This window comes from Streptomyces sp. NBC_00080, assembly GCF_045041255.1.
GTDB classification, from domain to species: Bacteria; Actinomycetota; Actinomycetes; order Streptomycetales; family Streptomycetaceae; genus Streptomyces; species Streptomyces coriariae.
Genome location: NZ_CP108235.1, coordinates 1602496 through 1621129, shown reverse-complemented (window position 1 = coordinate 1621129; position 18634 = coordinate 1602496). Strand labels below are relative to the sequence as shown.

The following is an 18634-nucleotide window of genomic DNA, read 5'->3' as shown; positions in this document are numbered from 1 at the left end:
TCCCATGCCTCTCGCCGACTCCGACGGCACCTCCCTCTACTACGAACGCCACGGCAGCGGTCCGGCGATCCTGTTCGTGCACGGCAGCGGCGGCCACCACGCCGCCTGGTGGCAGCAGGTCGCCGCGCTGCGCGACGAGTTCACCGTGGTCACCGTCGACCTGCGCGGCTTCGGTGGATCCGACTCGTCCATGCCCGAGTTCGACGGCCAGGACTTCCCCGGTGACGTCGTCGCCGTCCTCGACCAGGAGGACCTGACCGACGTCATGCTGGTCGGCCAGTCCATCGGCTCCGTCGCCGCCCTGCGCGCCGGCCTGCTGCGCCCCGAACGCGTCTCCTGCGTCGTCCTCGGCCACTCCCTCGGTGGCATCAGCCACCCGGAGCTCAAGGAGCTGGCCGCCGCCGACCGCGCCGAGGCGGTCAAACTCCCGGTCATCGACAGGCTGTTGACCAAGCCCTTCCAGCGGGACCGCGCCGACCTCACCTTCCTGTTCCAGCAGATGGGCACCTTCAACGTCGCCAGGATGCAGGACCTGCGCAACCTCGACACCAACGGCCCCTCCCTGGAGGAGATCGAGGCCTCGGGCGTCAAGGTCGCCTTCCTCGCGGGCGAGAAGGACGCCGTGCTGAGCGTCAAGACCGTGACCCGCGCCCACGAACTGCTCGCCGGATCGCACCTGGAGATCGTCCCGGGTGCCCCGCACTCCATGTACTGGGAGACGCCCCGGGCCTACAACGAGGCCGTGGCCCGTCTGCGCCGCACCCTCATCGCACCGAAGGAAGCCGTATGAGCAGCCTGACCCTGGCCGCCGCCGAGGAGATCATCGAGGCCGCCACCCAGCGGGCCCGGGCCGTGGGCAAGGCGGTGAGCGTCGCCGTCGTGGACGCCGGCGGCTTCCCCGTCGCCATCCGCCGCCCGGACGGGGCCCGCCCCCTCACCCCGGACATCGCCCGCGCCAAGGCGTACACCGCGGCCGTCATGCAGCGGCCCGGCCCGATGCTGAAGAAGTGGCAGGAGAGCCAGCCCGTCTTCTTCGCCCAGCTCTCCCAACTGCCGGGCGCGGCAATGCCGATCATGGCCGCCGAGGGCAGCGTCACCATCAAGAAGGACGGCGAGATCATCGGCGGCCTCGGTATCGCCGGCGGCACCGCGGACGAGGACCAGACCATCGCCGACGAGGTGCTCGCCTCCCTCGGCTACGAGCTGGAGTTCGCCGCCTGGGGCGTCGCGGGCGGCCCGGCCGGGCCCGGAAAGGACGCGTGACCCATGGCGGACACGTTCAACTACCGCATCGACCACCACGGCAGCCTGGTGCGTCCCACCGAGCTGGTCGCCGCCCGCGCGGACGGTGACCCGCAGGCACGGGCGGCCGCCGAACGAAGGGCGGTCGAGGAAGCGGTCGTCTTCCAGCGCCGGCTCCGTTCGACCGTCGTCACCGACGGCGACTTCCCCCGCGAGGACTTCCGCGGCGCCGTCCTCGACGCCGTGACCGGTTTCCGCCGTACCGACGAGGTCGGTGCGGACGGACTGGCCGGCTGGGTCGCCGAGTCCCTGCCCAAGGCGAACGGCCCGCTGCTCGCCGACGCGGCCGACCGGCTCACCGCGCTGACGGTGATCGCGCCGAAGGTGTCGCTGCCCTCCCCGGCCTACCTCGCCGCGACCACCTACCGCCCCGGCCTCGGGGTGTCCTCCGCACGCGAACTGGGCGAGGCCCTCGCGGAGATCGTCCAGGCCGAGATCGAACTGCTGGTGGCCAGGGGCGTACGCCTGATCCAGCTCAACAACCCGCTCCTGCTGGGCCAGTTGGCGACGGACCCGGCCGACCCGGGCGCACTGTCCTTCGAGGACGCTCTCGCCGTCGAGGCCCTCGCCGTACGCCTGGAGACGCGCCCCGAGGGCGTACGGATCGGGGTCGCCCCCGGCTACGCCGCCCCCGGGGCCGTGGACCGGGCGCGCGCCGAACGGCTGTACGGCGCGGTACCGGCCGACCGCTGGATCCTGCCCTTCGACCAGGGCACCGACGCCGAGCTGGACCTCGTCAGGGCGCTGCCGGAGGACCGGGACGTCTGCCTGGGCGTGGTCGACGCGACCGTGCCCGCACTCGAGGACATCGACACGGTGATGGCCCGCATCGACGCCGCCGGTGAGTTCAAGGACCTCGAGGACGCGGCGGTGTCGCCGTCCCGGGGCTTCGCCGACGTGGCGAGCCGGCCGCTGCTGACCACGGAGGAGCAGCGCAGGAAACTCGTGCTGGTGGAGACGGTCGCCCGCTACGTGTGGGGCAACGAGTTCTGACAGCGGCGGACAAGGGCCGGGCGACCCAAGGGAGTTGCCCGGCCCGGGCCGTACAGGGGCTCGCGCTGCAGCGCCTCGCCCTACAGCGCCTCGGCGAAGGTGACCGTCCGGTCCGTCAGCAGCGGCCACACGGTGGCCACGATCAGCTTCTGGAAGTGCTCGGCCGCCTTGTGCGCCTCGAACCCGGCCCGGTCGGCGTACCGCTCGTACAGCAGGAACCCGCCGGGCTGCCCCTCGACCGCGTGCACCTCGTACCCCTGGTTCGCCGGCTCGGCACGGGTGTGCTCGCGCACCCGGAGGAGCGCGGCGCGCACGGCGCCCTCGTCGGCGGGGGCGCAGCGGTAGTGGGCGACGACGGCGTAGGACATGTCCGGTTCTCCTCGGTGGGTCGGCGGAGACCGCTGTCAGGCCTCCGGCCTGCCGATTCCAGCATGGATCGGACCCGCGACCACCCGCGCGCGGCGCAATCAATGCCTGCTGCCACAGAGCTGGCGGCACCGCCCTGACGTGGTGTGTTGTCACAGTCCGCACCCTGGCCGACAAAGGAAGTGACCCGAGATGCGTACCCTGGAAACCCTCGTGGGCGGGGAGTGGGTGGCGAGCGCCGAATGGATCGACGTCCTCGACCCCGCCGACGTCCGGACCCCCGTCGCCCGTGTTCCGGCCCTCACGGCCAAGGACGTCACCCGTGCCTTCGACCACGCCGAGCGCGGGTTTGCGCTCTGGAAGCGCACCAGCCCCTTCGAGCGGGCCAGGATCTTCACCGACGCGGCCCGGCTGATCCGCGAACGGGTAGAGGAGATCGCCGCCGACGTGACGGCGGAGAACGGCAAGACCCTGACCGAGGCGACCGTCGAGACCCTCAAGTCCGCCGACTTCCTGGAGTACTACGCCGGTCTCGCCCGCCAGGGCTACGGCACCCTCCTGCACGACGTACGGCCGAACCACCGCACCCACACCCAGCGCGAGCCGATCGGCGTGATCCTGGTGATCAGCCCCTGGAACGACCCGCTGATCACGCCCGCCCGCAAGCTCGCCCCGCTGCTCGCGACCGGCAACGCGGCCGTGTTCAAGCCGGCCACCGAGACGCCCGTCTCCGGCCTGCACTTCGCCCGCGCCCTGCACGACGCCGGCCTGCCCGCGGGGGTGCTGAATGTGGTGACCGGCCGGACCGCGGAGATCGAGGAGGCTCTCCTCGACGACCCGCGGATCGTCGGCATCACCTTCACCGGCTCCAATGCCGTCGGGAACCGCATCCGTCGCCGTCTCGCCGACCGCAACGTGCGTTTCCAGGGCGAGTTGGGCGGCAAGAATGCCTCGGTGGTGCTGAAGGACGCCGATCTGCCCGCCGCCGCGAAGGCCGTCGTGGCGGCTTCGTTCGGGCAGGCGGGCCAGCGCTGCACCGCCACCAGCCGGGTCGTCGTCGAGCGGCCGGTGTACGAGGAGTTCACCCGGCTGCTGGTCGCCGAGGTCGAGGAGCTGAAGGTCGGCCCGGGCAGCGACCCGGCGACCACCCTGTGCCCGCTGTCCAGCCCCAGGCAGCGCGACAGCGTCCTCGCCCATCTGGCCGGTGCGGTCGAGCAGGGAGCCACCGTCCTCACCGGCGGCCACGCGGACACCGACGGCGAGCGGGCCCACGGCTGCCACGTGCAGCCGACCGTGCTCGCGGACGTCACCCCGGAGACGGCGATCTGGCGCGAGGAGGTCTTCGGGCCGGTCCTCGTCCTGCGCGCGGTCGACGGCTTCGACGCGGCCGTCGAGGCGGTCAACGACTCCGGCTTCGGCCTCGCCGCCGCCGTCTTCACCCGCGACCTGGCCTGCGCCCACCGCTTCGCCGACGAGGCCGAGTGCGGACAGGTCGCGGTCAATACCACCACCACCGGCTGGGACGTCCACCTGCCTTTCGGCGGGTTCCACGACTCGGGCACGGCCTACAAGGAGCAGGGAGAGGAAGTCCTGCGCTTCTCCACGCGGGTCAAGACGGTCGCCGTGCACTTCGGCGGCTGACGATCGTGAGCAGCGACTACAGAGAGAGGAGGTGCCGATGGCGGACGAGACGATCGGCATCGTCGGCGCCGGGATCGTGGGTCTGGCCACGGCCCGCGAGATCGCCCTGAGCAGGCCCGGCACCCGGGTCGTGGTCTTCGAGAAGGAGCGGGAGGTCGCGCTCCACCAGACCGGCCACAACTCGGGCGTCGTGCACGCGGGCATCTACTACACGCCCGGCAGTCTCAAGGCCGAGCTGACGGTACGGGGAGTGGCCCTGCTCCGCGCGTACTGCGAGGACCGCGAGCTGCCGTACCGCGAGATCGGCAAACTGGTCGTGGCGGTCCGCGAGGACGAGCTCGGCCGGATGAACGCCCTGTACGACCGGGCCAGGAACAACCATGTGCCCGAGCTGCGGAAGGTCTCCCGCGAGGAGATCCGGGAGATCGAGCCGAACGCCGGCGGTGTCGCGGCCCTGTACTCCCCGCGCACCGCGATCACCGACTACCCGGCGATCGCCCGTGCCTTCGCCGAGGACGTGGCCGGCTCCGGGGGAGAGGTGCGGACGGGCTTCCCGGTCACCTCCCTCACCGAGGTGCCCGGCGGCATCGAGGTGGCTTCAGGGCCGCGGCGCGAGCGGGTGGACCGGCTGATCCTGTGCGCGGGCCTGCACTCCGACACCGTGGCCGGCCTCGCGCAGGACCGGCGGGAGCCGCGGATCGTCCCGTTCCGGGGCGAGTACATGCTGCTCAGGCCGGAGAAGACGGACCTGGTGCGGGGCCTGATCTACCCGGTGCCGGACCCCCGTTACCCGTTCCTCGGCGTCCACTTCACGCCCCGCGTCGACGGCTCGGTGGAGGTCGGTCCCAACGCGGTCCTGGCCCTGGCCAGGGAGGGGTACACCCGCACCCGGATCTCCCCGAGGGACCTGCTCGGCCTCGCCGCCTACCCCGGCGTCTGGAAGATGGCGGCCCAACACTGGCGCACCGGCGTCAAGGAGTACCGCGGGTCGTTCTCGGCGGCGTCCTTCATGAAGGACGCCAAGCTGTACGTTCCCGCGGTCGGCGTCCAGGACGTCGTACGCGGTGGCGCGGGTGTGCGCGCCCAGGCCCTGGACCGGGACGGCACCCTGGTGGACGACTTCCGTATCCATCGAGTGGGCCGGGTCACCGCCGTCCGCAACGCGCCCTCGCCGGCCGCGACCGCTTCCATGGCGATCGCCGAGCACATCGTCGAAGCCGTTTTCGACCGCGCTTCCGACAACAGCTGAGAAACAGGCCGCCGACGCAGGCTGAGAAACAGGCCGCCGACGCAGGCTGAGAAGCAGGCCGGGAAACCGGTTCCGCAACGGGCCGCCGACGCAGGCCGAGAAACAGGCTGGGAAACCGGTTGCGCAACAGGCCGCCGCACCAGGCGGAGGAACCTGTTGCGCAACCGGCCGAGAAGCCTGGTGAGCAGCAGGCACGGAAACCGCTTTCGGCGACCGCTTGCGCAACCTGAAAGTGCCCTGCGAACAGCGCACTTTCACGCAACAACAGCTTGCGCTCCCAGAGGCTCCGCAAGGCCGTTGCGGCCCCCTAGCGTTCCCTCCGCAACGCCTCACCACGTGCCCTACCGAGAGAAAGAAGTACGGGACATGTTCGTCGTCGACACGCAGATCCACATCTGGCTGGAAGAGACCCCGGACCGCCCCTGGGTCCCGGGCGCCCGGGAGCGGATCCGCCTCAACGGCCACCGCGAGGACCCCTTCTCCTACGAGGAGGCCCTCGAGCTGATGGACGAGGCCGGCGTGAACCGCGCGCTGATCCTGCCGCCGTCCTGGGAGGGCGACCGCATCGACTACGCCCTGGAAGCCTGTGAGGCGCACCCGGACCGCTTCGGCATCATGGCCCGCATCCCGCAGAACAAGCCCGAAGAGGGCAAGGCCATGCTGAAGGACTTCGCGCAGAACCCGCACATCAAGGGCACGCGACTCACCTTCCACCGGCCGCAGGACCGCAACTGGATGATCGACGGCACCAACGACTGGTACTGGCCCGTCGCCGCGGAGCTCGGCATCCCCACCATGGTGCACGCCCCGATCTGGAAGCGTGAGCTCGGCGAGATCGCCGCCAAGCACCCCGAGCTGAAGATCATCATCGACCACATGGGCATCATGGCGCGCTGCGTCGACGACGCGATCGGATACTGGGTCGCGGAGACCGCGGACCTCGCGGCCCACCCGAACATCTACGTCAAGGTGTCCGCGCTGCCCGGCTACTCGACGCAGCCGTTCCCGAACAACAACATCCAGAAGTACGTGCGCGAGATGGTCGACAAGATGGGCCCGCAGCGCTGCTTCTACGGCACCGACATCACCCGCCTGCTGGGCCACGGCATCACCTACACCGACACCATCGAGCAGTTCACCAAGCACTGGGACTTCACGCCCGAGGAGCTGGAGTGGATCATGGGCCGCGGTATCTCCGAGGTCCTGAACTGGCCGATCGAGGGCTGAGGAAGCACGCGAGATGACCGACACCACCACCGCACCGGACGCCGACGGCGGAGACGCTCTCGTCACCGCCTTCAACGCCGTCGGCGCCGACTACCTGTTCTGCTCGTCCGGGTCCGAGTGGGCCCCGGTATGGGAGTCCCTCGCCCGGCGCCACCGGGACGGACTGCCCTGCCCGCGGTACCTGGACCTGACCCACGAGACCGTCGCCGTGGGCATGGCCACCGGCTACGGCCTGGTCAGCCGCCGGCCGCAAGGCGTGCTGCTGCACGCGGCCCCCGGCCTGCTCCAGGGCTCGATGGCCGTCCACGGGGCGCTGCTCGCCGGTGTCCCGATGGTGGTCAGCTCCTCGGAGTCGACCACCTACGGGGACGGCCCCGGGCAGGACCCGGGCGGCCAGTGGTACCGGAACCTGTCCATCGTGGGCGGCCCGCACGGCGTCGCGACCCCGTTCACCAAGTGGTCCACCGAGGCCGCCAGCGTCCACACCCTGCCCACCATGGTCACGCGGGCGGCCGAGCTGGCCTGGCGGGCCCCGGCCGGCCCGGCGTACCTGAACGTCCCGCTGGAGATCCTGCTGGAGGACTGGGACGGCCGCGAGGCCAAGCCCATCGTGCCGCCGGGCTCCACCCACAGCTCGCCCGAGGAGGTCGACCCGGTCGCCCGGCTGATCCGCGAGGCGAGGAACCCGGTCATCGTCACCGAGACCGCCGGCCGGGAGGCGGGCGGCTTCGAGGCGCTCGTCGCCTTCGCCGAGGCCTGGAACATCCCGGTCGTCGAACCGGACTCCGCGGTGTGCGGCAACTTCCCGCGCACCCACCCGCTGCACGCCGGCAGCGACATCGGCCCGTGGATGGACGAGGCGGACCTCATCCTCCTCGTCAACTGCCGTGCCCCGTTCTACCCGCCGTCGCGCCGCCCCTCGAAGGCACAGGTCGTCGTCATCGACGAGGTGCCCCAGCGTCCGCACGTCGTCTACCAAGTCCTTTTCGCCGACGCGTACTTGGAGGGCAACGTCGCCAACACGCTGCGCCAGCTCGCCAAGCGGGCGAAGGATCTCGACGAGGCCGCCGTCGCCGTACGGCGCACCGCGCAGGACGAGCGGCACGCCGCCGAGCGGGCCGCCGTCACCGACGCCGAGACCAGGGCCAAGGCGCAGCGGCCGACCGAGGGCGTCGACCCGGTGCTGGTCGCCGCCACGCTGCGCGAGCTGCTCGACGGCGCGGACGGCATCGTCGTCGACGAGACCATCACCCACAGCCGCGTCGTCAAGCGGCACCTGCGCACGGCCGCCCCCGACTCGTACTTCTATGTGCAGGGCGGCCTCGGCCAGGGCATCGCGGTCGCGCTCGGCGTCAAACTCGCCGCCGGGGAACGGCCGGTGGTCCTCACCATCGGCGACGGCGCGTTCGCCTACAACCCGCTCGTCCCGTCGTACGACGCGAGCAAGGCGTACGAACTCCCGCTGCTCATCGTGGTGTTCAACAACCGCGTCTACAAGTCGATGAACCTCAACCACCGCAGGTTCTATCCCGACGGAGCGGCCGCCGAGACCGGTGAATGGCTCGGCACCGACCTGCACCGCCTGCCCCGACTGGCCCAGTTCGCCGAGCCGTTCGGCATGCACACCGAGACCGTCGACACCTCGCAGGCGCTGGGGCCCGCCCTCGAGCGCGCCCTCAAGGCCGTGGCGGAGGGCACCACCGCCGTCGTCGACGTCCTCGTCACCCGCTGAACCAGGAGGCACCGCCACCATGTCCACCCCACCCACGAAGATCCTGGTGCCCGCAGAGGACCTGCGCACCTTCTCCGCGGCCCTCCTCGAGAAGGGCGGTCTGAGCGCCGAACACGCCCGCACCACCGCCGACGTGTTCGTCTGGGCCGCGCTGCGCGGCGTCGACTCGCACGGCATCGCCCGGGTCCCCGCCTATCTGGACCTGCTGGAGAAGGGCGTCGCCAACGCCGACGCCCGGATCACGGTCGAGTCCACCACCGTGGCCGCGGCCGTCCTGGACGCCGACCGCGCCCCCGGCCCGGTGGCCCTCAGTGCGGCGGCCGACGAGGCCGTGACCAGGGCGCGGACGACCGGCATCGCCGCGGTGGGCGTACGCCGCACGGTGCACACCGGCGCGATCGGCTACTACGTGTCGAAGATCGCCGAGCAGGGCCTGGTCGGCATCGGCTTCGTCGCCGGGATGCCGAACATGGGCTACACCGGCGTCAGGGGAGCGGCGGTCGCCACCAGTCCGCTCGCCATCGCCGTCCCCACCGACTCCTCGTCGGCGCATGCACCGCTGCTCCTGGACATGGCCACCGCCACCGTCGCGCTCGGCAGGATCCGGCAGGCGAAGGCGAGCGGCACCCCGCTGCCGGAAGGCGCTGCCGCCACCGAGGACGGCACCCCGACCACCGATCCGGAGAAGGCGGTCATGCCGCTCCCGCTCGGCGGGGCGAAGGGATCCGGCATGTCCCTCGCCTTCGAGCTGCTGACCAGTGTGCTGGTGGGGGCGCCGATCTTCGCGTCGTTCCACTCGGACGACGCGGCCGGCCGCAAGCACCGCCAGAACGCCCTGCTCATCGCCGTCGACCCGGCCGCCTTCGGGGGCGCGGACGTCTTCGCCGAGTCCGTGGACGCCACGCTGGACACGCTCAAGGGCCTGCCGGCCGCGGACGGCGCGCAGGGCGTGTTCTACCCGGGCGAGCGCAGTGCCGCCGTGGCCGCCGACCGCGGGGAGAAGGGCGTCCCGGTGGCGCCCAAGGTGTGGCGCGACCTGACCGAGCGTGCCGAGAAGCTGGGTGTCGCCCTGCCGGAGGCCGCCGGCTAGGGGGCTGTGGCTGCCCGGGGCGGCGACCCGGGGAGGGGGTGGTGGCCGGGCACGCCGGTGCGGCGGAGGGCGCCTTCGGACCACCCGGGCGGTGTCCGGTGCGGCGGACGCGCCCTCCCGCCCCCTCGCGGCCTCAAGAGGCCTGTGAACCACCTGCGTCGGTCGCCCGTCGAAGATGACGGGCGATCAGTGCGTAGGTGGTCCGGGCCCGTTCGTCGTCCTTGGTGTCGTAGCCGTGGTCGGCCCCGGCGAGGTCATGGTGCTCGACGAGGGCACCGGCCGCGCGCAGCCGCTCCGCGTACCGCACCGCCTCGTTCCTGAGCAGGTCGTACTCGGCCGTGATGACCAGCGCCGGAGCGATGCCCGTCAGGTCGGCGGTGTCGGAGGCGTGGGCGGGCGAGACGAGCCGGTGGGCGCGCTCGCGCGGATCCGGCACGTACGAGGTGTCGAAGATCTCGGCCATCCAGGGCCGCAGCATGGGCTTGGCGACCGCCGCCTTCTTGTCCTTCGCGCTGGTGGCGAGGTCCAGCGGCGGGTAGTGCAGCACCTGGAGGGCGATCGCGGGCCCGCCCTGTTCCAGGGCCTGGCGGGCCACGGCCGCCGTGAGTCCGCCGCCCGCGCTCTGTCCGCCCACGGTGAGCCGCCCGCCGTCCCAGCCGTGCTCCGCGCCGTGCTCGGCGACCCAGCGCACCACCTCGAAGGCCTGCGTCGGCGGGGCCGGGAACGGGTGTTGCGGGGCGACGACGTACTTCACGTTGACCACGAACACCCCCGCCTCGGCGGCCAGCCACCGGCAGAGCCCGTCGTCGAGCTCCGGCATCGACACGACGTAGCCGCCACCGTGGAAGTTGACGTGGACGGGCGCGGGCGCCGCCGTCCCGGCCGGGGGCGCGTACACCGTGACCTGTGCCGGGGCGACGGAGGTCGGCACCGTCAGCTCCCGCACCGCGCGGGGGTGCTCCGGGAAACGGGCCTGCCCCTCGGCGGTGGAGCCGGAGCCACCGGAACGGCGGCTCGCCAGCCCGGTGAGGCCCTGCATCGTCTTGGCGGCGAGGGCGGCCACCGCCGGTCTGGCCAGGAGGGACATGCGCGTTCCGTTCGTCGAGCCGTGCCGTCGATCATCAGGATTCCTGTTGAAGAGAACGGGGTGAAGCTAGCACGGCGAGACCCGCGCGCGCACCGGTCCGTCAGTCGCGCCGGGCCACGATCCGGTACGCGTTGGACACGCCGAGCCGGTGCGCGAGCGGACGCACCGCGAACCGGTCGAGCAGGGTGCCCACGATCAGCGCCGGGATCCCGGCGACCAGCAGCGCCCCGCGCAGCGTGCGGCGCAGCGCGCCCGGCGGCCCGGGCAGCCACGGCGCGTCGTCGCGCGGCGCCGCGTGGTCCAGCGCCAGCCACACGGCGGCCAGCAGGTCGACCGGGTCGTGCGGCTCGGCGTGCTGCTCCGCCACCACCGTGAAGCCGAGCCGCGTGAGCCGCTCCCGCAGATTGGCCACCGGCACGAAGTGCAGATGCTGCGGCTGGAGCCAGGGCAGCCACCAGCGGCCCAGCAGCCGCGCGTAGCGGCTCTCCGGGTCCGGCACCTCGATGAGGAGATGGCCGCCGGGGCGCACCGTCCGGTGCGCGGCGCGCAGTTCGCGGTCGGGGTCGGTGCTGTGCTCCAGGTAGTGGAACATGCTCACCACGTCGTAGCGGGCGGCGAGTTCGGGCGCCAGCTCGGGGAACGCGCCCCGGTAGCCGCGCTCCACCCGGCCCTCCCGCTCGGCGAGTTCGACGCCGTCGGTGAAGTCCAGCCCGTCGAACGTCGTCCCCGGCAGCACCTCCCGGGCGGCCGCGCAGAAGTGACCGTGCCCGGTGCCGACGTCCAGCCAGGTCTTCGGCGCGGGGTCGTGCGCCAGCATCGACCCGGCCCGCCCCCGGTACATCTTCGTCCGGCCCCCGAAGGTGTCCCCGAGCTTCTTCTCGCCCAGCCCGTCGTAGAAGTCCCGGTAGTAGAACTCCAGGCCCTCGGCGCTCAGCCGCGGGTTCTGGAAGGTGTGCCCGCAGCCCTCGCAGCGGTCCAGGACGAAGCGGCCCGGCTTGTGCTGGAGCAGGTCGGTGGTGCGCAGCCGGGTGGTCAGCGCCGCCGAGCCGCACCACGGGCAGCCGGTGCGGCGGGGCTCGAAGAAGCGGTCCAGGCCGGCGGCGATGTCCGCCCGGTAGGCGGGACGCGCCTCGGCGATCCGCTCGGCGGGCTTGCTGTCTTCGCTCATCTGAACTCCCGGGCCAGGTCTTCGAGATGGGCCGCGGCGGCGGACGGACCGCCCGCGGCGCGGAACGCCGTACGGATCCGGCCGGCGGCGGCACGGTGTCCGGGTTCGTCCAGCACGGAGTCGACCGCCGCGCCCAGTTGCCGCGCGCTGACCCGGCCGAACCGCACCCGCACCCCGGCTCCCGCGTCGGTGACCTGCCCGGCCACGACCGGCTGGTCGTCGCGGATCGGAGCCACGACCAGGGGGACCCCGTGCCACAGGGCCTCGCACACGCTGTTGTGCCCGGCATGGCAGACCACCGCGCCGGATCCCCTCTCCAGCCTTGCCAGCAGGGCGAGTTGGGGAACCGACGGCAGGATCAGCAGGTCCTTGTCGTCGCCTCGCGGCTCCAGCGTGCCGCCCGGGTCGACGATCACGCCCTGCACCCGGTCGGCCCGCTCCCGCAGCACCTCCCGGCAGACTTCGAGGAACCGTCCGCCGACGTCGGTGTTCGCGGTGCCGAGCGTGACCAGCACGGTGGCGCGGCCGCCGTCGAGCCACTCCCAGGGGAAGTCGGCGACGGACGGCCGGGCCGTGATCGACGGGCCCACCCAGCGCACGCCCCCGTGCGCGTCGCCCGCCAACTCCGGTGTGCTGAAGGCCAGGACGAGATGCGGCGAGAAGCGGGGGTCGGCATCGCCCGCCGGATCGCCGATCGCGGACCGCAGTGCGGCCAGACGCCCGTCGAGCCACTCTCTGACCTTGGGCAGCCCGGCCAGCGGATCCGTGAACTCGGCCGAGGTGGTCGCCGAGGTCGCCCACGGCAGGCCCAGCCGCTCCGCGACCAGCGCGCCGGCGAAGGCCTGCTGGTCGGCGACGACGACGTCCGGCCGGAACGCCTCGACGGCCGCCCGTACACCCGGCGCCATCGCCTCCGCGAGCGGCAGCAGGTACCACTCCCACAGGAACTTCAGCGCCTCCGGACCGCGCAGGTCGGCGGGCCGCTCTCCGGGCGGCGCCCCGCCGCAGGCGAACACCGCCCCGGCCGCGGGGCCCGCCAGCCGGCCGACCAGCTCCGGATCGGCGCAGGCCCACGCCACCCGGTGGCCCCGTGCGGTGAGTTCGGCGGCGACGCCGACGGCCGGGTTGAGGTGACCCACCAACGGCGGCACGACGAAGAGGAACCGGCTCACCCCGTCGCCTCCGCCGCCACCCGCCCGGCCTCGTCGACGAGGGACAGGATGTGTCCGCCGACCGTCCCCGAGGCCTCCACGAGGACCGAGTGCTCATGCCCCGGGATCACCACCGTGCGGCAGTCCGGCAGCACCGCCCGGAGCCAGGGCGCCAGTTCGGCCAGATCGGAGTCGGCGCCGTACAGCCCGAGCACCGGGCAGCGCACCGCGGCCATCCGCTCGTCCGTCAGCACCCGGCTGGCCGGGATGTCCCGGCCGAGGGAGGTCTCCCGCGCGAGCCGGGCCGCGCCCTTGGCCAGGCGGGCCGTGTTGTGGCCGCGGTTCGCGGTGATCCAGGCGATCGCGTCGGACTCGTGGTGGGCGAGCTGGGTCATGACCCGGTCCAGGATCCCGCCGAGCTTCACCGCCCAGGCGGCGGTGGCCGGTTCGGACTCGACGAGGCTGACACTCGCCGCCCGCTCGGGGTGACGGGCCGCGTAGCCGAACGCGATCGTGCCGCCGTAGGAGTTGCCGACCAGGTGCACCGGGCCGGTCACCCCGAGCCGGTCGAGCAGCGCCTCCAGGTCGTCGATGTTGTCGTCGAGCGTGTAGCCCGCGGCGGGGCGCTCGCTGCGGCCGTGGCCCCGCAGGTCGTACATGACGACGTCGAGGCCTGCGGCCGCGAACGCCGGGGCGACGGTGAAGTAGTAGCTGGCCAGGCTGTCGGTCAGCAGGCCGTGCACCAGGACCACGGTGGCGGTGGCCGGCCGGCCCTGCCGGGGGCCGATCCGCTGTACGTGCAACCGGACGGAGCCGGTGTCGACCATCACCATGGCTCAGCTCGCCTCCGCGGCCTTCAGGCTCGTCACGACGTACTCGACGAGCCGTCCGACGGTCAGTTCGATGATCTCGTCGAACTCCATGCCGGCCAGGAACTCGGCGAAGTTGACCCGGTCGCCGTACCGCTCCTGGAGCAGACCGGCCAGGGTGACGAGGTCGATGCTCTCCAGCTCCAGGTCGCGGTTGAAGGTGGTCTGCAGGTCGATCTCGATGTCGTCGAGCCCGTACTCGTCCTGCAGGAGTTGCGTGAGCATGGCGGTGAGATCGGCCAGGACGGACCTCTCGTCGGCGGTGACGGGGCTGCGGGGCGTGGGGGGTGTCATCGGGCGTCGTACTCCTTCGCGGTCGGGTGTCCCGTCGTCCAGGCCACCACGTACGAACGGTCTGGCAGCCGGGGCGGGTTGGCGGCCGGTGCGCAGTGCACGGGGTAGGCGCGTCCGAGGCGGCCCGCGACGGTCAGCCGGTCGCCGGCCGGTGTCGCGTCGAGCACCGTGAAGTCCCGCGGCCTGCCGTCGAATCCGGTGCCCTCCGCCTTGGCGACGGCCTCCTTCGCCGCCCAGAAACGGGTGAACCACAGGGCTTCGGAGCTGCCGGAGCCGGCCGACAGGGCGCGCAGCAGCCGTATTTCGTCCTCGCCGAGGGCGGCGGCGAGGGTCTGCGGGGTGCGGTCGGTGACCTCCTCGATGTCGATCCCCGGGCCGGGGCCCGGCGTGTGCGGCCGGACGATCGCGACGCCCGCCTCCGCGCAGTGGGCCAGCGAGACGTCCAGCGCGGGCAGGACGCGTCCGTGCACGCCGGTGACGTACGGCCGTCCGGCCTCGTCGTTGCGCACCCGCAGCTCGGCCGGGAAGACCGGGCCCTCGCCCTGGTCCCACAGCCACTGCCGTACCGCGTCCTTGACCGCGATCCGGCCCAGCAGCCACTGCCGGCGCCCGCGCGGCGCGTGCTCCGCGTACTGCGAACGCTCCGCTCCACCCAGGGAGTTGCGCATGATCAGTTCACGGGACGCCAGGTCCGGCCACCGCTCGTGCAGCAGTTGCCAGCCGCCCGGACGGGTCTCGGACAGCGTGTGGTGCTCCGGGAAGCGCTCGACGGGCCGCGTCTTCGGGTCGTTGTCGAACCGGCGGTCCTGCCAGCCGTACACCTCCGCCCACACCGTGCCCCCGACCGTCAGCTGGACGTCGGCCTCCAGGAAGGCGTCGGTGAGCGAGGTGATCCGCACCAGGCACCCCACCTCGGTCCCCGGCGCCGGATGCGGTCCGTGGAAGCGCATCTCCCGCATTCCGACCGGGAACACGACGGTCCGCTCGCTACGGGTCGCCATGATCCAGTAGCCGAGGAGCTGGCCGACGTTGTCCAGCAGGGCGCCGGGCGCGGACGGGGTGGTGATCACCCCGCGTACGTGGCGGTCGCCGATCGCGCCGAGTCCGGTGACGCCCCGGAACGCCGGGCCGTGGAACATCCAGCGCTCGTCGTAGAGCTGGGCGGCGGTGTGGTCCGGGGCGCGCTCGGCGCCGGGGCCGTCGGGCCACGGGGCGGGCGGCGGTGGGTGGGCGGCGGCCAGTTCGACGGTTGCGCGGGCCCGGGGGCCGAAGGACACGGCCAGCCGGTCGGGACCTTCGGGGGTCACGGTGACCGGCACGTCGACGGCGGGGGTGGCGGTGAGCCATTCCTCGAACCGCGCACCGTGCACGGCGACCGGCACCGTGCCGGGGGCCGAGTCCCGCGCCGCGTCCGCCGCCGCGTCCACGATGTGCTGCACGATCGTCGTCGCCGGGACGACCGGCCACCGGTCGGCGACCTCGGGCCAGCCGGGCCGCTGCGGGAAGAAGCAGTGGTCCAGCAGGTAGGGCATGGCGTCGGGGGAGACGTGGACGACGCTGTGCCACGGGCCGGTCCCCCGTGCGGCCGTGGGAGCGCCGGCCCTCGCGGTCATGAGGGCGGCCGCCGTGTCCGCCGTCTCGTGGAGCAGGGCGGACAGTTCGGCGGCCATCGGTGAACCCTCGGCCAGGGCGTCCAGCGGCGACGGGCCGACGGCGTCCGCCGCACGGACCGGCGCGCGCAGCTCGGCCCGCAGCGCGGTGAGCCGCTGCGGCGCGAGGGACACCAGGGCGCCGCCCAGGTCCAGCCGTACCGGCGGCCGTGCCGCCCGCGCGGTGGCGACGGGCGCCGGGCAGGGCCCGAGGGAGGGAGCCACCGCCGCCCCGGCCGTCCACAGCGCGGTGGCCACCCTGCGGAGCTGGGCGAGGCCCGTGCGGTGGGGGGAGTTGGCGGCGACGACCAGGTGGTCCCGGCCGCCCAGGGTGTCCCCGACGAGGGAACCGAGCTGACCCGGGCCGACCTGGACGTACACCCGGTGTCCGGCCGCGTACAGCGCCTCGGTCAGCTGCCGGAAGCGGACGGGTTCCAGCAGATGGCGGACGAACAGGGACCGTATCCCCGCCTCGTCCTCGGGGAAGGGCGCGGCGGTCGTCCCCGACCAGAGGGGTGTGTGCGCCGGATGCAGCCGGAACCGGTCGGCGGCCTCCTCGATCGGTCCGAGATGCGGTTCCAGCATCGGCGTGTGGAAGCCCGACCGGAACGGCAGCACCTGGCTGAGGACACCCTGGGCGCGGAAGGCCCGTACGAACTCCTCCACCGCCGCTTCCGGTCCGCACACCATCGACTGGCCGGGCGCGTTGTCGTGGGAGAGCACCAGTCCCGCGGTGGCCGGGCCCTCGTCCCGCAGGGCGGCCAGGACCCGCTCGGCGGACGCGCCGATCGCCCCGAAGGCCAGCCCCGGAACCGTCACCGAGTCGGGGTCGAAGTCCGCCATGAACGCGTCGACCTCGTCCCCGGAGTACAGCCCGGCCGTCGCCATCGCCGTCCACTCGCCCACGCTGTGCCCGGCGACCGCGGCCGGCACGATCCCGGTGCGGCGCAGCGCGGCGTCGAGCAGCCGGCCGACGGCGACCACACCGAAGCCGTGACGGCCCACGTCACCGGCCCGGCCCTCGCCGACGGACGGGACGGGCAGCCCGAAGTGGGCGGCCACGTCGTCGACCTGCGGGGTGAAGTCGCCCTCCAGGCCGGGGAAGAGGAACGCGGGTCCGCCCGCTTCGGCGCCCAGCAGGGGGCTGGGCCGGAACCAGACGTCGCTGCGGCCGTGCCAGGCGCGCTGCTTGCCGACCGCGCGGCGGGCCAGGGCGAGCCGCTTCGCGGTCGGGTCGACGATGCCGAGGCGGGCCGCTCCCGCGTCCGGGTGCGGATGGGAGGGGGCGAGTCCGGCGGCCCGTACGGTGTCGTCGTCGGCGTCCAGGAGGGCGGCGAGCCGCGCGGGGGAGTCGGCGGCGAGCAGCAGGACCCGCTCGGGTTCGGTGACCGCCAGGGCCGGACGGGGCGGGGCGGTCGCGCGCGGTCCGCGGACCCCGGGCGCCTCCTCCAGCACCACGTGCGCGTTGATCCCGCCGAACCCGAACGCGTTGACGGCGGCCCGGCGCACGGGCTGCCGTTCGGTGGGCTCCCAGTCGGCCGCCTTCTCCAGGGTGCGGAACCGGGTGCGGGCCAGGGCGGGGTGCGGGTCGTCGCAGTGCAGCGTCGGGAGCAGCATGCCGTGGTGGACGGCGAGCGCGGCCTTGACGAGCCCGGCCACCCCGGCGGCGGGCATGGTGTGCCCGATCATCGACTTGACCGACCCCAGCACCGCTTCAGCCTCGCCGGGGCCGAACACCGCGGCGAGGGTGGTCAGTTCGGCCTCGTCGCCCGCCGGGGTCGCGGTGCCGTGCGCCTCCAGCAGACCGATCGAACCGGGCTCGGCCGGGTCGAGCCCGGCGGCCCGCCACGCCTGCCGGACAGCCTGCGCCTGACCGCCGGGATCGGGGTTGACCAGCCCCGCGGCCCGGCCGTCACTGGCCACCCCGGTGCCCCGGATCACCGCGTAGATCCGGTCGCCGTCGCGCTCGGCGTCGGCCAGCCGCTTGAGGACGACGACGCCCGTCCCCTCGCCGATCAGGATGCCGTCGGCGTCCCGGTGGAAGGGGCGGCTGCGCTGGCTGGGCGAGAGGGCGCGGAGCTGGGAGAAGACGCTCCACAGCGTGATGTCGTGGCAGTGGTGGACGCCTCCCGCGAGCATCAGGTCGCAGCGCCCGGAGCCGAGTTCGGCCACCGCCTGGTCCACGGCGACCAGCGAGGACGCGCAGGCCGCGTCCACGGTGTACGCCGGACCGCGCAGGTCCAGCCGGTTGGCGATCCGGGAGGCGGCGAGATTGGGCACCAGGCCGATCGCCGACTCGGGACTGTCCGGACCGAGCCGCTCGGTGAACGCCGTCCGTACGCGGCCGAGTTGGTCGGAGGTGAGGTCGGGCAGCAACTCATTGAGCGTGCGCACGAGTTGACCGGCCGTGCGGACCCGCTGGTCGAGCCGGACCAGGCCGGGACCGAGATAGCCGCCCCGGCCGAGGACGACGCCGACGCGCCCTCGGTCGGGGAGCCGGTCCGGGCCGCCCGCGTCGTCCAGGGCGGCCGAGGCCACGTGCAGGGCGATCAGCTGGTCCGGCTCGGTCCCGGCCACCGAGTGGGGCATGATCCCGAACCGGGTCACCTCCACCTCCGCCAGCCCGTCCACGAACCCGCCCCGCCGCGCGTAGACCCGGTCCGCGACGGCCGGTTCGGAGGCGGTGCCGGGACGGTAGTACTCGGCGTCCCAGCGCCCCTCGGGCACCTCGCCGATCGCGTCCACGCCGTCCCGCAGATTGCGCCAGTACGCGTCCAGGTCGGCGGCGCCCGGCAGCAGGACCGCCATGCCGACGA

General features: G+C 73.3%; 15 protein-coding genes. 8 read left to right on the top strand and 7 right to left on the bottom strand.

Annotated elements, in window-relative coordinates; all coding sequences use genetic code 11:
- Positions 1–4 precede the first annotated feature (4 nt).
- Genes OHU34_RS07165 through OHU34_RS07155 form a run of 3 tightly spaced genes read left to right on the top strand, consistent with a single transcriptional unit; the run spans position 5 to position 2295 of the window.
- Complete coding sequence (locus tag OHU34_RS07165; RefSeq protein WP_142267172.1) at positions 5–790, top strand: alpha/beta fold hydrolase; 786 nt, start codon at positions 5–7, stop codon at positions 788–790.
- Positions 787–1263, top strand: coding sequence for a heme-binding protein (locus tag OHU34_RS07160; protein ID WP_142267173.1), 477 nt, complete (start codon positions 787–789; stop codon positions 1261–1263). The genes OHU34_RS07165 and OHU34_RS07160 overlap by 4 nt, the downstream gene beginning before the upstream one ends.
- A 3-nt stretch (positions 1264–1266) precedes the next feature.
- Positions 1267–2295 carry a methionine synthase II (cobalamin-independent)-like protein gene (locus OHU34_RS07155; RefSeq protein WP_405765415.1) on the top strand — a complete coding sequence of 343 codons (1029 nt, stop codon included), beginning with the start codon at positions 1267–1269 and terminating at the stop codon, positions 2293–2295.
- 80 nt (positions 2296–2375) lie between these two features.
- Here the strand turns inward: OHU34_RS07155 and OHU34_RS07150 are convergent, their stop codons facing one another.
- On the bottom strand, positions 2376–2663 hold the full coding sequence (locus OHU34_RS07150) for a putative quinol monooxygenase (protein WP_142267175.1): 288 nt from the start codon (positions 2661–2663) through the stop codon (positions 2376–2378).
- Positions 2664–2853: 190 nt separating this feature from the next.
- Here OHU34_RS07150 and OHU34_RS07145 point away from each other — a divergent pair, with 190 nt between their 5' ends.
- From OHU34_RS07145 to OHU34_RS07125, 5 genes are all read left to right on the top strand, one after another.
- Positions 2854–4302, top strand: a complete 1449-nt coding sequence (locus OHU34_RS07145; protein ID WP_142267176.1) for an aldehyde dehydrogenase — start codon at positions 2854–2856, stop codon at positions 4300–4302.
- A gap of 37 nt (positions 4303–4339) precedes the next feature.
- On the top strand, positions 4340–5551 hold the full coding sequence (lhgO, locus tag OHU34_RS07140; RefSeq protein WP_142267177.1) for an L-2-hydroxyglutarate oxidase: 1212 nt from the start codon (positions 4340–4342) through the stop codon (positions 5549–5551).
- A 366-nt stretch (positions 5552–5917) separates the two neighbouring features.
- Positions 5918–6778, top strand: coding sequence for an amidohydrolase (locus tag OHU34_RS07135; protein ID WP_054241279.1), 861 nt, complete (start codon positions 5918–5920; stop codon positions 6776–6778).
- Between the two features lie 13 nt (positions 6779–6791).
- Positions 6792–8510 carry a thiamine pyrophosphate-dependent enzyme gene (locus OHU34_RS07130; RefSeq protein WP_230194052.1) on the top strand — a complete coding sequence of 573 codons (1719 nt, stop codon included), beginning with the start codon at positions 6792–6794 and terminating at the stop codon, positions 8508–8510.
- A 19-nt stretch (positions 8511–8529) separates the two neighbouring features.
- Positions 8530–9600, top strand: a complete 1071-nt coding sequence (locus OHU34_RS07125) for an Ldh family oxidoreductase (protein ID WP_405765410.1) — start codon at positions 8530–8532, stop codon at positions 9598–9600.
- A 133-nt stretch (positions 9601–9733) separates the two neighbouring features.
- Here OHU34_RS07125 and OHU34_RS07120 read toward each other — a convergent pair whose 3' ends face one another.
- From OHU34_RS07120 to OHU34_RS07095, 6 genes are all read right to left on the bottom strand, one after another.
- Positions 9734–10687, bottom strand: a complete 954-nt coding sequence (locus OHU34_RS07120; RefSeq protein ID WP_142267180.1) for an alpha/beta hydrolase — start codon at positions 10685–10687, stop codon at positions 9734–9736.
- Between the two features lie 100 nt (positions 10688–10787).
- The gene (locus OHU34_RS07115; protein ID WP_200839867.1) at positions 10788–11855 is read right to left on the bottom strand and encodes a class I SAM-dependent methyltransferase; all 1068 of its coding nucleotides are present in this window, start codon (positions 11853–11855) and stop codon (positions 10788–10790) included.
- Positions 11852–13027: a glycosyltransferase gene (locus OHU34_RS07110; protein WP_405765407.1), complete on the bottom strand. Its 1176-nt coding sequence runs from the start codon at positions 13025–13027 to the stop codon at positions 11852–11854. Before OHU34_RS07110 ends, OHU34_RS07115 begins: the two co-directional genes overlap by 4 nt.
- Complete coding sequence (locus OHU34_RS07105) at positions 13024–13839, bottom strand: alpha/beta fold hydrolase (RefSeq protein ID WP_142267182.1); 816 nt, start codon at positions 13837–13839, stop codon at positions 13024–13026. Before OHU34_RS07105 ends, OHU34_RS07110 begins: the two co-directional genes overlap by 4 nt.
- Positions 13840–13842: 3 nt before the next feature.
- Positions 13843–14169 carry an acyl carrier protein gene (locus OHU34_RS07100; RefSeq protein WP_142267183.1) on the bottom strand — a complete coding sequence of 109 codons (327 nt, stop codon included), beginning with the start codon at positions 14167–14169 and terminating at the stop codon, positions 13843–13845.
- On the bottom strand, positions 14166–18626 hold the full coding sequence (locus tag OHU34_RS07095; RefSeq protein WP_405772175.1) for a beta-ketoacyl synthase N-terminal-like domain-containing protein: 4461 nt from the start codon (positions 18624–18626) through the stop codon (positions 14166–14168). The genes OHU34_RS07100 and OHU34_RS07095 overlap by 4 nt, the downstream gene beginning before the upstream one ends.
- Positions 18627–18634 lie beyond the last annotated feature (8 nt).